Origin of the sequence: Pseudomonas sp. 58 R 12 (assembly GCF_900005865.1) — a bacterium.
GTDB classification, from domain to species: Bacteria; Pseudomonadota; Gammaproteobacteria; order Pseudomonadales; family Pseudomonadaceae; genus Aquipseudomonas; species Aquipseudomonas tritici.
On sequence record NZ_CVTP01000014.1, the window covers coordinates 64,437 to 78,021 of the forward strand.

At 57.6% G+C, this 13,585-nt stretch carries 13 protein-coding genes; 4 read left to right on the forward strand and 9 right to left on the reverse strand.

Annotation, left to right across the window (positions count from 1 at the left end; translation table 11 throughout):
- Positions 1–49: 49 nt before the first annotated feature.
- The 5 genes from carA to grpE all read right to left on the reverse strand — a co-directional run bounded on the left by carA (position 50) and on the right by grpE (position 6,282).
- A complete protein-coding gene (carA, locus tag BFP95_RS07865) occupies positions 50–1,186 on the reverse strand; it encodes a glutamine-hydrolyzing carbamoyl-phosphate synthase small subunit (protein WP_065881648.1) in 1,137 nt (378 codons plus the stop codon).
- A 257-nt stretch (positions 1,187–1,443) separates the two neighbouring features.
- Complete coding sequence (gene dapB, locus BFP95_RS07870; RefSeq protein WP_065875295.1) at positions 1,444–2,250, reverse strand: 4-hydroxy-tetrahydrodipicolinate reductase; 807 nt, start codon at positions 2,248–2,250, stop codon at positions 1,444–1,446.
- A gap of 10 nt (positions 2,251–2,260) precedes the next feature.
- On the reverse strand, positions 2,261–3,385 hold the full coding sequence (gene dnaJ, locus BFP95_RS07875; RefSeq protein ID WP_049711482.1) for a molecular chaperone DnaJ: 1,125 nt from the start codon (positions 3,383–3,385) through the stop codon (positions 2,261–2,263).
- 317 nt (positions 3,386–3,702) lie between these two features.
- The gene (dnaK, locus tag BFP95_RS07880) at positions 3,703–5,619 is read right to left on the reverse strand and encodes a molecular chaperone DnaK (RefSeq protein WP_065881650.1); all 1,917 of its coding nucleotides are present in this window, start codon (positions 5,617–5,619) and stop codon (positions 3,703–3,705) included.
- A 102-nt stretch (positions 5,620–5,721) separates the two neighbouring features.
- Complete coding sequence (gene grpE, locus BFP95_RS07885; protein WP_049711480.1) at positions 5,722–6,282, reverse strand: nucleotide exchange factor GrpE; 561 nt, start codon at positions 6,280–6,282, stop codon at positions 5,722–5,724.
- A gap of 254 nt (positions 6,283–6,536) precedes the next feature.
- Here grpE and recN point away from each other — a divergent pair, with 254 nt between their 5' ends.
- Positions 6,537–8,210 carry a DNA repair protein RecN gene (gene recN / locus BFP95_RS07890; protein WP_065875297.1) on the forward strand — a complete coding sequence of 558 codons (1,674 nt, stop codon included), beginning with the start codon at positions 6,537–6,539 and terminating at the stop codon, positions 8,208–8,210.
- An 86-nt stretch (positions 8,211–8,296) separates the two neighbouring features.
- Here recN and fur read toward each other — a convergent pair whose 3' ends face one another.
- A complete protein-coding gene (gene fur / locus BFP95_RS07895; RefSeq protein ID WP_003194220.1) occupies positions 8,297–8,701 on the reverse strand; it encodes a ferric iron uptake transcriptional regulator in 405 nt (134 codons plus the stop codon).
- 98 nt (positions 8,702–8,799) lie between these two features.
- On the opposite strand from fur, the gene BFP95_RS07900 reads away from it, so the two are divergent.
- Entirely contained in the window at positions 8,800–9,327 is a 528-nt protein-coding gene (locus BFP95_RS07900; RefSeq protein ID WP_065875298.1) for an outer membrane protein assembly factor BamE, read from the forward strand.
- Between the two features lie 63 nt (positions 9,328–9,390).
- Here BFP95_RS07900 and BFP95_RS07905 read toward each other — a convergent pair whose 3' ends face one another.
- Both BFP95_RS07905 and BFP95_RS07910 read right to left on the reverse strand, forming a co-directional pair.
- Positions 9,391–9,693: an RnfH family protein gene (locus BFP95_RS07905; protein WP_065875299.1), complete on the reverse strand. Its 303-nt coding sequence runs from the start codon at positions 9,691–9,693 to the stop codon at positions 9,391–9,393.
- Positions 9,686–10,120 (reverse strand): type II toxin-antitoxin system RatA family toxin, encoded by a 435-nt coding sequence (locus BFP95_RS07910; protein ID WP_049711477.1) that lies wholly within the window; start codon positions 10,118–10,120, stop codon positions 9,686–9,688. The genes BFP95_RS07905 and BFP95_RS07910 overlap by 8 nt, the downstream gene beginning before the upstream one ends.
- 168 nt (positions 10,121–10,288) lie before the next feature.
- Here BFP95_RS07910 and smpB point away from each other — a divergent pair, with 168 nt between their 5' ends.
- Positions 10,289–10,771: an SsrA-binding protein SmpB gene (smpB, locus tag BFP95_RS07915; RefSeq protein ID WP_049711476.1), complete on the forward strand. Its 483-nt coding sequence runs from the start codon at positions 10,289–10,291 to the stop codon at positions 10,769–10,771.
- A 36-nt stretch (positions 10,772–10,807) separates the two neighbouring features.
- Here the strand turns inward: smpB and BFP95_RS07920 are convergent, their stop codons facing one another.
- On the reverse strand, positions 10,808–11,575 hold the full coding sequence (locus tag BFP95_RS07920) for an FCD domain-containing protein (protein ID WP_049711475.1): 768 nt from the start codon (positions 11,573–11,575) through the stop codon (positions 10,808–10,810).
- Between the two features lie 251 nt (positions 11,576–11,826).
- Between BFP95_RS07920 and BFP95_RS07925 the strand changes: the two genes are divergently transcribed.
- Positions 11,827–13,521 (forward strand): lactate permease LctP family transporter, encoded by a 1,695-nt coding sequence (locus tag BFP95_RS07925; protein WP_065909742.1) that lies wholly within the window; start codon positions 11,827–11,829, stop codon positions 13,519–13,521.
- Positions 13,522–13,585 lie beyond the last annotated feature (64 nt).

Sequence of the window (13,585 nt, forward strand, 5' to 3'; positions counted from 1 at the left end):
AGAGGCTGCGGGGGCCGCCGGAGTTAGGGGCCGCCCGCAGACCGCTCAGTCAGCGTCGCTTGGCCATCTCATTGATGAAACGGTCGAACAGCGGCGCTACGTCGTTCGGGCCCGGGCTGGCTTCAGGGTGGCCCTGGAAGCTGAACGCGCTCTTGTCGGTGCGCTCGATGCCTTGCAGGGAACCGTCGAACAGCGACTTGTGAATGGCGCGGACATTAGCCGGCAAGGTCGCTTCATCCACCGCAAAGCCGTGGTTCTGGCTGGTGATCATCACGACCCCAGTGTCCAGGTCTTGAACGGGGTGGTTGGCACCGTGGTGGCCGTGGCCCATTTTCAGGGTCTTGGCGCCGGAGGCCAGTGCCAGCAGCTGGTGGCCGAGGCAGATGCCGAACACCGGAATTTCGGTCTCCAGCACTTCCTTGATGGCCTGGATGGCGTAGTCGCATGGCTCAGGGTCACCCGGGCCGTTGGACAAGAACACGCCGTCTGGCTGCAGAGCCAATACGTCGCTGGCCGGAGTTTGCGCCGGCACCACTGTCACGCGGCAACCACGCTCGACCAACATGCGCAGGATGTTGTACTTGACGCCGTAATCATAGGCGACAACGTGATATGGCAGCTCAGCGGCATCGATAGTCGCGTGACTGTCGGTCTTCAAGTCCCAGACAGTAGAGCGCCACTCGTACTTCTCTTTAACGCTGACGACTTTCGCCAGGTCCATGCCTTTCAGGCCAGGGAAACCTTGCGCTGCGGCAATCGCCGCCTCTTCGGAGATATTGTCACCGACCATGATGCAGCCGTTCTGCGAGCCTTTTTCACGCAGGATGCGTGTCAGGCGACGCGTATCGATACCAGCGATCGCCACAACGTTGTTGGCTTTCAGGTAGTCGGACAGCGACATCGTGTTACGCCAGTTGCTCGCAACCAGTGGCAGGTCACGAATCACCAGACCGGCCGACCAGACACGATCAGACTCGACATCTTCCGGTGTAGTACCGGTGTTGCCGACGTGCGGATAGGTCAGGGTAACGATCTGTTGGGCGTAGGAAGGATCGGTAAGGATTTCCTGATAGCCGGTCATGGCAGTGTTAAACACCACCTCTCCAACGGTCTGACCGTCGGCTCCAATGGCTTCGCCGCGAAAAATGCTGCCATCAGCAAGGGCGAGTATGGCTGGCTTAGTCAAGAAGACCTCCCGTAAATAAAGCCTGAAAGGGCGATCGCAGGTGTAAAAAAGCGGAGTGACGTATGGACACGTCACCCCGCTCATTCACTGAATTATTCTGCGCGCTTTTAGTGAACACACTAAAGCTGTAGCTTACAGAAAAAGGCTTTTTTGGTCCACCGCTAATGAGCCTTAAAGGCAGGGGAATGCGACAGCACGTCGCCTAGCGGGTAAAAACGGGGCCCAAGCATAAGCTTGAGGCCCTATTTTAGCGACTATTAGTGCAGATCCAGCACATCGCGCATGTCGTAGAGACCTGGCTCGCGCCCTTCCAACCACAGCGCAGCACGTACCGCGCCCTTGGCAAAGGTCATCCGACTGGATGCCTTGTGCGTGATTTCCAGGCGCTCGCCTTCAGTGGCGAACAACACAGTGTGATCACCGACCACGTCGCCCCCGCGCACAGTCGCAAAGCCGATGGTGTCACGCGCACGCGCACCGGTGTGGCCTTCACGCCCGTACACCGCCACTTTCGACAAGTCTCGGCCCAGCGCATCGGCGATCGCTTCACCCATGCGCAATGCAGTACCCGAAGGCGCGTCGATCTTGTGGCGGTGATGGGTCTCGATGATCTCGATATCCGCTTCATCACCCAGCACGCGCGCCGCCAGGTCCAGCAACTTGAGCGACAGATTCACACCGACACTGAAGTTCGCCGCGAAGACGACCGGAATATCCTTCCCCGCCTCCACCAGTAACTGCTTCTGCTCAGCCGTCAAACCGGTGGTGCCAATCACCATGGCCTTGCCCGCCTTGCGGCAGAACGCCAGGTTTTTCAGCATCACGTCCGGCAGCGTAAAGTCGATCAGTACGTCGAACTCATCAGCCACCTGCTCCAAATGGCCGGACAGCGAAACACCGATACGCCCCAGAGAAGCCAACTCACCGGCATCCGCACCGATCAACGTGCTGCCCGGGCGCACAATCGCCGCGGTCAGCCCGGAGGCCGGCGAGCGCTGTTGCACCGCTTCAACCAGCGTCTTGCCCATGCGCCCGGCAGCGCCCATTACGGCTATACGTCGCATATTCAATTCCTTACAGGTCGCCGAAGAAGCGCTTCACGCCATCGAAAAAGCCCGTGGTTTTCGGCGAGTGTGAGTCATCGCCTTCCAGCGAGCTGCGGAACTCTTCAAGCAATTCGCGCTGACGACGCCCCAGATTGACCGGCGTTTCAACCGCCACACGACACATCAGGTCGCCCGCTCCACCACCGCGCACCGGCGCAACGCCTTTGCCACGAATACGGAACTGCTTGCCGGTCTGCGTGCCCTCAGGAATCTTGAGCTTGACCCGACCGTCCAGCGTCGGGATTTCCAGCTCGCCACCCAAGGCTGCGTCGACAAAGCTGATCGGCACTTCACAGAACAGGTGCTTGCCGTCGCGCTGGAAAATCGAGTGCTCGCGCACGTTGATTACCACGTACAGGTCGCCCGTAGGTCCGCCTTGAGCACCCGCCTCGCCTTCGCCCGACAGGCGAATGCGGTCACCGGTATCCACGCCAGCCGGCACCTTTACCGACAGTGTCTTGTACTCTTCGACACGCCCTTCGCCGTGGCAGGAATCGCACGGATCAGAAATGATCTTGCCCTGGCCATGGCAGCGCGGGCAGGTCTGCTGCACCGAAAAGAAGCCCTGCTGCATACGAACCTGGCCGATACCACCACACGTCGGGCAGGTGATCGGCGAGGAGCCCTTCTTGGCACCCGAACCATCGCACGGCTTGCAGTTGACCAGCGTCGGCACGCGAATATTGACGCTGGTGCCGCGCACGGCTTCTTCCAGGTTCAATTCCAGCGTGTAGCGCAAATCGCTGCCACGCTGGGCGCCGCCACGCTGACCACCCCGACCACCGCCGAAGAAGTCGCTGAATACATCGCCGAAAATGTCGGAGAAGTTCTGACCGCCAAAACCAGCACCGCCGCCACCCATGCTCGGGTCGACACCGGCATGGCCATACTGATCGTAGGCCGCACGCTTGTTGGGGTCAGACAGGCATTCGTAGGCCTCATTGGCCTCTTTGAACATCTCTTCGGATTCTTTGCTATCCGGATTACGGTCCGGGTGATGCTTCATCGCCAGGCGACGGTAGGCCTTCTTCAGGTCCGCCTCGCTGGAGCCGCGCTCCACACCCAACACTTCGTAATAGTCACGCTTTGCCATAAGTCTTTGCACTCTTAAGGACGTTCGGCCAGACCCTCCTGAGCCCCGCCAAACTCGTTGAGCCCCAATACAGGCCCGGACCCAACTCACGTCAATTCAACGATCCTGGTCATTACTACTTTTAGCCAGGGACCCGGCCAAAAATGCGGTAGTTATTGCTCGGAAAGCAGGAGCATTCCCGATCACACCGCCAGCATCCGAACGCTGTCGCATGCTGTAAAAATTCGCCTACCCCAGACACGCCAACGCGGGAGCAAGCTCCCGCGCGGCGACATCCTACCAGTCACCGCTTAAAAGCGGTCAACCGGGCGACCAAGTTACTTCTGGTCTTTAACTTCTTCAAACTCGGCATCGACAACATCGTCGTGCTTGGCTTCAGGCTCTGCCTGTTGCGCTGCACCGTCAGCTGGCTGACCTTGTTCGGCATACATTTTCTGAGCCACTGGCGCGGAGACTTTGGACAGCTCTTCGATCTTGGCTTCGATAGCAGCCTTGTCGTCGCCTTTAACGGCGGCTTCCAGGGCAACTACGGCAGCTTCGATTGCGGCCTTCTCTTCAGCCGTCACTTTATCGCCAGCATCAGCGACCATTTTGCGTGTCGAGTGAACCAGTGCATCACCTTGGTTGCGTGCACCAGCCAGTTCAGCAAACTTGGCATCCGCATCAGCGTTGGCTTCAGCATCACGAATCATCTGTTGAATTTCTTCATCAGACAGACCGGAGTTGGCCTTGATGGTGATCTTCTGCTCTTTGCCGGTCGCCTTGTCTTTCGCGCCAACGTGCAGGATACCGTTGGCATCGATGTCGAAGGTCACTTCGATCTGTGGCACGCCACGGGGTGCTGGTGGAATCTCAGCCAGGTCGAACTTGCCCAGGGACTTGTTCTGAGCCGCTTGCTTACGCTCACCTTGCAGCACGTGAATGGTCACAGCACCTTGATTGTCGTCGGCAGTCGAGAACACTTGGGATTTCTTGGTAGGAATCGTGGTGTTTTTCTCGATCAGCGCGGTCATCACGCCGCCCATGGTTTCGATACCCAGGGTCAGCGGGCTGACGTCCAGCAGCAGCACGTCTTTCACGTCACCGGCCAATACCGCGCCTTGGATAGCAGCACCCATGGCAACTGCTTCGTCCGGGTTCACGTCTTTACGTGCTTCTTTACCGAAGAACTCAGTAACTTTCTGCTGCACCAACGGCATACGGGTCTGGCCACCGACCAGGATCACGTCGTTGATGGAGCCAACGTCGATACCAGCATCTTTCAAGGCGATGCGGCAAGGTTCGATGGTGCGCTGAACCAGGTCTTCAACCAGTGCTTCCAACTTGGCGCGAGAGATCTTCACGTTCAAGTGCTTAGGACCGGTGGCATCTGCAGTGATGTACGGCAGGTTCACGTCAGTCGACATGCTCGAGGACAGCTCGATCTTGGCCTTCTCAGCAGCTTCTTTCAGGCGCTGCATGGCCAGCGGGTCACCCTTGAGGTTCATGCCGCTTTCTTTCTTGAATTCGTCAACGAGGTAGTCGATCAGACGAATATCGAAGTCTTCACCGCCCAGGAAAGTGTCACCATTGGTGGCCAACACTTCAAACTGGTGCTCGCCGTCAACTTCAGCGATCTCGATGACCGAAACGTCAAAAGTACCGCCACCCAGGTCATAAACGATCACGGTGTGATCGCCTTTGGCCTTGTCCATACCGTAAGCGAGAGCCGCTGCGGTAGGTTCGTTGATGATGCGTTTTACGTCCAGGCCCGCGATGCGGCCGGCGTCTTTGGTCGCCTGACGCTGGCTGTCGTTGAAGTAGGCCGGAACGGTGATCACCGCCTCAGTCACTGCTTCACCGAGGTAATCTTCGGCAGTCTTTTTCATCTTTTTCAAGACTTCAGCCGAGATCTGCGGTGCAGACATCTTGTTGCCATTTACTTCAACCCAGGCGTCACCGTTGTCAGCCTTGGCGATTTTGTAAGGCACCATCTTGATGTCTTTCTGTACGACTTCTTCGTCGAACTTACGACCGATCAGACGCTTCACCGCGTACAGCGTGTTGTGCGGGTTGGTCACAGCCTGGCGCTTGGCCGACTGACCAACCAGGATCTCGCCATCATTTGCATAAGCAATGATCGACGGCGTAGTACGCGCGCCTTCGGCGTTTTCGATAACTTTAGCTTTGCCGTTTTCCATGACGGAGACACAGGAGTTGGTGGTCCCCAGGTCGATACCGATAATTTTGCCCATGATTTACTCTCCCGAAACTTGAATTTGGTTGCCGCAGCAGTGGTGGCTAACTGCGGTAGCACTTAAACGCTTGACTTATAGATGGGGGCCTTACGGCGTATTTCAAGCCTGCTCATCAATAGAAGGCGAAACCGGTGCAGGCGCCTTGCTCACCACAACCATCGCCGGGCGCAGCAAGCGACCGTTGAGCTGATATCCCTTCTGGAACACTTTCAACACGCTATTAGGCTCCAGGTCATGGCTTTCCTGCATGGCCATGGCTTGGTGATGTTCAGCGTTGAACGGTTCACCGCCCATTGGATCGATGGCTTCCAACTGATAACGCTTCAGGGTGTCCTGGAACATTTTCAGGGTCAGCTCGATCCCTTCGCGCATCGGGCGGATGTTTTCGTCGTCCGGGTTGGACAACTCAAGGCCACGCTCCAGGCTGTCAATGATCGGCAGCAAATCACTGGCGAACTTCTCCAGTGCGAATTTGTGAGCCTTTTCTACATCCTGCTCGGCACGGCGGCGGACGTTCTGCAGATCGGCGGCAACACGCAAAGACTGGTCCTGCGCAGCAGCCAATTGCTCTTCGAGCACTTGCACGCGAGTTGCCAGCTCATCGCCGACAGCCGAATTGGCGTCTGGAGTTTGCGTATCCTGCGTCTGTTCGTCAGCCATAGTTTTCTCCTTTCAAAATCATGCGCGAACTCAACTCGCGCTTCTGTTCCGGTATATGGGGTCACAATTTCCAGGTTCAAGGGCGAAGGCGTTACCAAAAGTCTTTCGACTGACCTTCATCAATTCCTGCTCACTAATTCCTGGCAGCGCTTAAAAAGACGCTGACTCAAGCAAATCGAGCTAAGCGTCAGGATTGTCAGCGCCAAACAAAACACTGTATAAATAACCAGACCTAAAGCCTGGGAGCGGCCAACATGCTCGTGCACCTGTCCGTACATAACTACGCCATCGTTGAACACCTGGATCTCGAATTGGATCGCGGGATGAGCGTAATCACAGGCGAAACCGGCGCCGGCAAGTCGATCATGCTAGACGCCCTGGGCCTTACCCTGGGTGATCGCGCCGACAGCGGCGTGGTTCGCCCCGGTGCGGACAAGGCCGACATCCTTGCCACCTTCGACCTGGCAGACATACCCGAGGCGGAAGCCTGGCTGGCCGAGCGCGACCTTAATAATGAAGGTCCGTGCATCCTGCGCCGGGTCATCACGGCGGAAGGCCGTTCACGTGGCTATATCAACGGCACACCTTGCCCGTTGGGCGACTTGAAAGCCCTGGGCGAGTTGCTGATAGATATCCACAGCCAACACGAACACCAGTCCCTGCTGAAAACCGACACCCATCGCCGCCTGCTCGACGAATACGCTGGCGCGACAGACCTTGCCCGCCAGGTGCAACTTGCCGCTCAACGCTGGCGCCAGACTCGCCAAGAGCTGGAGCGGCTCTCCAATTCCGGCGATGAACAACGCGCTCGTCATCAGTTGCTCAGTTACCAACTCGAAGAGCTGGAAAGCCTGGGCCTGGGCGAGAACGAACTAGAGCAGCTTGAGCAAGAACATAAGAACCTCACCAACGCAGAAACCCTGCTGGGTATCTGCCGGCAGGTGGTGGAACAATGTAGCGAGAGCGATTCCGGCAATGTGCTCAATGCACTGACTGCCAGCCTCAATCGCTTGTCGAGCGTGAACAACGCGTCCGGGTCGCTGAGTGAGGCCACTACCCTGCTCACCAGTGCACAGATTCAAGTAGAAGAAGCGGTAGGCGAACTGAACCGTTTCCTGGATCATTTCGATGCCGACCCGGCACGCCTGCAGGAAATAGAAGAACGCCTGGACACCATTTATACCCTGGCGCGCAAACATCGAATCCAGCCCACCGAAGTAGCGACGATGCAGCAGAAGCTACTGGATGAAATCGAGACCCTGAACGCCAACGATGAATCTATCGAGCGCCTGGGTGACGAGCTCGCTTCTTTCGCCCGTCATTACCAAGAGAAAGCGCGCGAACTGAGCGACCTGCGCCAACAAGCAGCCACTGGCCTGGCCAGCGCAGTGGAGTTGGAAATCCAGCGCCTGGGTATGCCCGGCGGACGCTTCACTATTGAATTGCGCACCAACGCCAGCAACGAACTGCAGCCCCACGGCCTGGAACAGGTGGAACTACTGGTCAGCGCCAACCCTGGACAGCCGCTCAAAGCACTGGCAAAAGTGGCATCTGGTGGCGAGCTGTCGCGGATCAGCCTGGCGATTCAGGTAATTACCGCGCAAACCTCTCGGGTGCCAACCCTGGTATTCGATGAAGTCGATGTGGGCATTGGCGGGCCGACGGCGGAAATTGTTGGCCAGTTGTTGCGGCGCCTGGGGGATCGAGGCCAAGTGCTAACGGTCACTCACTTGCCGCAAGTCGCGGCCCAAGGGCACCAGCATTTGTTTGTGCATAAGGTACGCGGCAGTGATGCAACACACACAGCAGTGTCCAAGCTGAATAAGTCGGAGCGCGTGGAAGAAGTCGCGCGCATGCTCGGTGGTATCGATTTGACCAAGGAGTCTTTGGCGCACGCGAAGAAGATGGTCGTGGCGACTAAGGCCTAAGCAGACAATTTTCTCCATTATAGAAAGCACGAAGGCGACCCTGAGGTCGCCTTCGATCGTTTTGCAGCGTCAATCTGCAGCGCTTGTTACTTTTTCTTACGGATGTACAGGACCAGATTATGGTCAACCAAATCGAATCCATGCTCCTCAGCAATCTTATGCTGCAGGGCCTCGATCTCAGGGCTGGTGAACTCGATAACCTCATTGGTATCCAGGTCAACCATGTGGTCGTGATGACCACCGTCAGCCAATTCGAACACTGCATGACCGCCGTCGAAATTATGACGAACCACCAGCCCTGCGGCTTCAAACTGGGTCAGCACACGGTAAACCGTGGCCAGGCCAACGTCCTCGTTAGACTCCATCAGTGCCTTGTAGACATCCTCGGCACTCATGTGGCGCTGCTCAGCAGAATCGAGCATTTGTAGAATCTTGACTCGTGGCAGAGTCACTTTAAGACCGGCTTTGCGTAGTTCGCTATTTTCAACCATGGTTAGCTTTCTCGCGGATGCTGCTTCGCAGCTTCTCTTAATACGGGTATGATCGGCGTTTACGTTGTCCCAGCCAAGATAGTGGAAGTCGCCCACCGATGCAAAACACCAAGCTCTTGCTAACCAGTTTCACCTTTGTGGGACTGCTCGCACTCGCCGGTTGTTCATTCCCCGGGGTTTACAAAATCGACATCCAGCAGGGCAATGTCGTCACGCAGGACATGATAGACCAGTTACGCCCCGGAATGACCCGACGGCAAGTACGGTTTATCATGGGTAACCCCCTGCTGACCGACACTTTCCACGCCGATCGCTGGGATTATCTCTACAGCCTGCAACCAGGTGGCGGTGAACGCCAGCAGGAGCGTGTCAGTGTCATCTTCAATGGCAATGACCAGCTTGTCAGCCTGTCCGGTGACTTCATGCCCGGCGTAAGCCGTGATGAAGCCCTGCTCGGCAAGGATAACGGCACTAACGTGACCGCACCTGCACAGGAAGACGAGAAGCCGAAGTCTGAAGTACCGGCTAAGCCTGGATCTTTGCTCGACAAGATCCAGAAAGACGTCGACGGCGTGGAAACTGTTCCCGTCCCGACGCCGCAGCCTCTGGACACCAGCCCGCAGTAAGTTTGCGGCGCCCAACAAAAAGCCCGGCATGCCGGGCTTTTTGCTGCCTGCCATTTGGAGGGCTTACGAGTTCTGCTGCTTGGCCAAAGCAGCCTTGGCTGCGCGCAGCCGGCGCACCTCTTTCGGGTCCGCCAGCAGCGACCGGTAAATCTCAATACGATCACCCGCCTGCACGGCACGCACTTGCGCGTCCGCGACCACCTTGCCGAATATCCCCAAAGGGCAATCAGCCAGATCCAGCTCTGGAAAGTGCACGGCAATACCTGACGCCTGCACCGCCGAGCGCACGCTGGTGCCCTCCGGCACTGTCACCAACAGCAAAACCTGGCGATCCACGGCGGCATACACCACTTCAATCTCAACCATGCAGTTGCTTGGCTCGCTGACAGAATGCATCCACCAAGGTATTGGCCGCTTGGTTGAATAGAGGCCCCAACGTCGCCCGCACGATAGGCCCGGCGTAATCAAAGGAAAGATCCAGGCTGATTTTGCAGGCCTTATCGGTCAGCGCCTTGAATACCCAGACGCCATGCAACTGGGTGAAAGGCCCTTCCTGCAAATTCATTTCGATGGATTTCCCGGGCACCAGCACATTGCGCGTTACAAAGTGCTGGCTGAGGCCGCCCTTCGCGACCCCAACGCTGGCGACCATGTGCTCATCGCTGCCCTCCAGCACTTCGGCCGTCGAGCACCAGGGCAAGAATTCCGGGTAACGCGCCACGTCGTTGACCAGGTCATAAAGCGCTTGAGCCGGATAAGGCAGCAGCGCCGAACGTTGAATATGCGTCGTCATGTGTGCGTTATTTCCACAGCTGAGCGGCAAACATCGCGAAGGAACAGCCCGATCCGCGAAAGAAAAAAACCAGAGAACTGCCCGCATTGTCCGGGATTCGTCCAACACGCTCAAGCACGCAGGTTGACCGTAGCCGACACGCTCGCAACTCCCTATAATGCCGCCCCTATGGCTAAACAAAAGAAACACCCCACAGGGACCATCGCGCAAAATAAAAAGGCGCGACACGATTACTTCATCGAACATCGGTTCGAGGCTGGTCTGGTCCTGGCCGGCTGGGAAGTAAAGAGTCTGCGTGCCAGCAAGCTGCAACTGGTCGACAGTTATGTGCTGCTCAAGGATGGCGAGGCGTGGCTGCTCGGCAGTCATATCACCCCGCTGACCACCGCGAGCACCCACGTGATTGCCGACCCGGTACGCACGCGCAAATTGTTGCTCAACGCTCGCGAACTGGAAAAGCTCGCCTCCGCCGTACAGCAGAAGGGCTACGCCTGCATCTGCCTGTCCTGGTACTGGAGCAAGCACCTGGTCAAGTGCGAGATCGCCTTGGGCAAAGGCAAGAAGGAATACGACAAGCGTGATACCGAGCGCGAGCGCGATTCCAATCGCGAATTGCATCGTGCTGTGCGTAACAAGGGCAAGGAAGACTGATCCTTGCTGCGGTGTAGCCCTGGGAACTTCCCTCGGCTACATTCCCTTGCGCCGCTCCGCACGCGCCACACGCTGAACCTCCTGACGCACCTCCTCCAACACTTCCTGCACATACAGCAGGTGACGTGTGGAAACTTCTCGCGCCTGCTCGGCCCGCCCCTCGATGATTGCCAGGTACAGATCCCGATGCTGACTGATCAACATGTCACGGGTTTCCGTACGCTGCTGGTACATGCCACCAATGTTGGTCACCACGTTACGCTTGAGCAAGTCGAACAGCCCGCGAATGGTGTGCAGTAGCACGGCGTTGTGGCTGGCCTCAGCGATAGCCAGGTGAAACCGCGCATCCGCCGCGCCCTCCTCCACTCGACTCGCTTCATCAGAGCGGGTGTAGCAATCCTGCAGCGCTTCGAAAGCTGCGGTAAGACGTTCGCGGTCGACTTCGGTGGCGCGCAGCGCTGCGTAATAGGCACAAGAGGCTTCAAGGGTCTGGCGAAACTCCAACAGATCACGCTGAGCTTCGGGATTGTTTTCCAGCAGGTGCAGCAGCGGATCACTGAAAGTCGAGCCCAATGACTCGGCCACGTAGTTACCCCCGCCCTGACGGCTGACGAGCAAACCTTTGGCAGACAATTTCTGGATCGCCTCCCGCAAGGAAGGGCGCGAGACGCCAAATTGCTCAGCCAACGCCCGTTCGGCCGGCAAGCGCTCGCCGGACTTTAGCGTGCCCTCGAGGATCATGCCCTCAAGCTGCTCGACGATATCGTCAGACAAACGGCGCTGACGCACCTGATCAAACCCCATAACTCATTCTCCACCATCCCGACCACTCGCCGGGGCCTCTATTCTGGCCTATCGAAGCGCTTGCAGCACCTATCAGAACGCCCTCGTTTCAACCGATCAGAACACCCTGTGCGCAGACCTACGACCAAAGTTTCGCGAGCGGCAAATTGACACACCCCTGCCAAGGCTTTTACTCTAGCCAACAGCGATTGTAAATTGGTATTACCAATTACCCAAGCTGACTAAACAACAACAATCAGGGGCCACCCCATATGCAAACCTGGCAACAGCTTTACAGCCCACTCGGCAGCCTCGGCCTGTCCGCACTGGCGGCCGTTATTCCGATCGTATTCTTCTTTCTGGCCCTGGCCGTGTTTCGTCTCAAAGGCCACGTAGCCGGCAGCATCACCTTGGCGCTGTCGATCCTGGTGGCGATCTTTGCCTTCCAGATGCCGGTGGACATGGCACTGGCCGCCGCCGGTTACGGTTTTGCCTATGGCCTTTGGCCTATCGCGTGGATCATTGTCGCGGCCGTGTTCCTGTACAAACTGACCGTCAAGAGCGGCCAGTTCGAAGTCATTCGCAGCTCAGTCCTATCGATCACCGACGACCAACGCCTGCAAGTGCTGCTAATCGGCTTTTGCTTCGGCGCATTTCTGGAAGGTGCCGCCGGTTTCGGCGCTCCCGTGGCAATCACCGCGGCACTGCTCGTCGGCCTGGGCTTCAATCCACTGTACGCCGCTGGCCTGTGCCTGATTGCCAACACCGCCCCCGTGGCCTTCGGCGCACTCGGCATCCCGATCATCGTTGCAGGTCAAGTGACTGGCATCGATGCGTTCAAAATCGGCGCCATGACTGGCCGTCAGCTGCCCCTGCTGTCGCTGTTCGTGCCGTTCTGGCTGGTGTTCATGATGGACGGCTTGCGCGGCGTGCGTGAAACCTGGCCGGCCGCACTGGTAGCGGGCTTGAGCTTTGCCATCACCCAGTACTTCACTTCCAACTTCATCGGCCCGGAACTGCCGGACATCACCTCCGCGCTCGCCAGCCTGATCTCCCTGACCCTGTTCCTGAAAGTCTGGCAACCCAAGCGCACAGCAGGCGCACAGATTGCCGGTGCGACTTCAAGCGCAGCGGTCACCGCCAGCGCCGGCGGTTTTGGTCTGCCACGTAACACGGTTGTCTCGCCCTACAGCCTGGGGCAAATTTTCAAGGCCTGGTCACCGTTCCTTATTCTGACCGTGCTGGTCACTATCTGGACCCTCAAGCCGTTCAAAGCCATGTTCGCCGCTGGCGGCTCGATGTATAGCTGGGTGTTCAACTTCGCGATCCCGCACCTGGACCAACTGGTGATCAAAGTTGCGCCGATTGTGACCAACCCCACTGCAATTCCGACGGTGTTCAAGCTGGACCCCATCTCGGCGACCGGCACAGCGATTTTCTTCTCTGCGCTGATCTCGATGCTGGTGCTGAAGATCAATCTAAAAACTGGTCTTACCACTTTAAAAGAGACCTTCTACGAACTGCGCTGGCCAATCCTGTCCATTGGCATGGTGCTGGCCTTCGCTTTTGTCACCAACTACTCCGGCATGTCTTCGACCATGGCGCTGGTATTGGCGGGCACAGGTGCAGCCTTCCCATTCTTCTCGCCATTCCTCGGGTGGCTGGGCGTTTTCCTGACAGGCTCCGACACGTCGTCCAATGCTTTGTTCAGCTCGCTGCAAGCCACCACCGCGCATCAGATCGGGGTCAACGACACACTGTTGGTCGCCGCGAATACCAGTGGCGGTGTGACCGGCAAAATGATCTCGCCACAATCGATTGCCGTGGCCTGCGCCGCCACAGGCTTGGTGGGTAAGGAGTCCGACTTGTTCCGCTTTACCCTCAAGCACAGCCTGTTTTTTGCGACGATCGTCGGGTTGATCACCCTGGCGCAGGCCTACTGGCTCACCGGTATGCTGGTGCATTAAGGCCGGTACGTAATAGGGTAAGAATCGACGCCGGACACCCATTCCGGCGTCTGCTATTTCTGGA

Bases quoted from the DNA above. Each gene is read 5' to 3' on its own strand.
- dapB (WP_065875295.1), bottom strand. From the start codon at position 2,250: ATGCGACGTATAGCCGTAATGGGCGCTGCCGGGCGCATGGGCAAGACG.
- dnaJ (WP_049711482.1), bottom strand. From the start codon at position 3,385: ATGGCAAAGCGTGACTATTACGAAGTGTTGGGTGTGGAGCGCGGCTCC.
- dnaK (WP_065881650.1), bottom strand. From the start codon at position 5,619: ATGGGCAAAATTATCGGTATCGACCTGGGGACCACCAACTCCTGTGTC.
- grpE (WP_049711480.1), bottom strand. From the start codon at position 6,282: ATGGCTGACGAACAGACGCAGGATACGCAAACTCCAGACGCCAATTCG.
- recN (WP_065875297.1), top strand. From the start codon at position 6,537: ATGCTCGTGCACCTGTCCGTACATAACTACGCCATCGTTGAACACCTG.
- fur (WP_003194220.1), bottom strand. From the start codon at position 8,701: ATGGTTGAAAATAGCGAACTACGCAAAGCCGGTCTTAAAGTGACTCTG.
- BFP95_RS07900 (WP_065875298.1), top strand. From the start codon at position 8,800: ATGCAAAACACCAAGCTCTTGCTAACCAGTTTCACCTTTGTGGGACTG.
- BFP95_RS07905 (WP_065875299.1), bottom strand. From the start codon at position 9,693: ATGGTTGAGATTGAAGTGGTGTATGCCGCCGTGGATCGCCAGGTTTTG.
- BFP95_RS07910 (WP_049711477.1), bottom strand. From the start codon at position 10,120: ATGACGACGCATATTCAACGTTCGGCGCTGCTGCCTTATCCGGCTCAA.
- smpB (WP_049711476.1), top strand. From the start codon at position 10,289: ATGGCTAAACAAAAGAAACACCCCACAGGGACCATCGCGCAAAATAAA.
- BFP95_RS07920 (WP_049711475.1), bottom strand. From the start codon at position 11,575: ATGGGGTTTGATCAGGTGCGTCAGCGCCGTTTGTCTGACGATATCGTC.
- BFP95_RS07925 (WP_065909742.1), top strand. From the start codon at position 11,827: ATGCAAACCTGGCAACAGCTTTACAGCCCACTCGGCAGCCTCGGCCTG.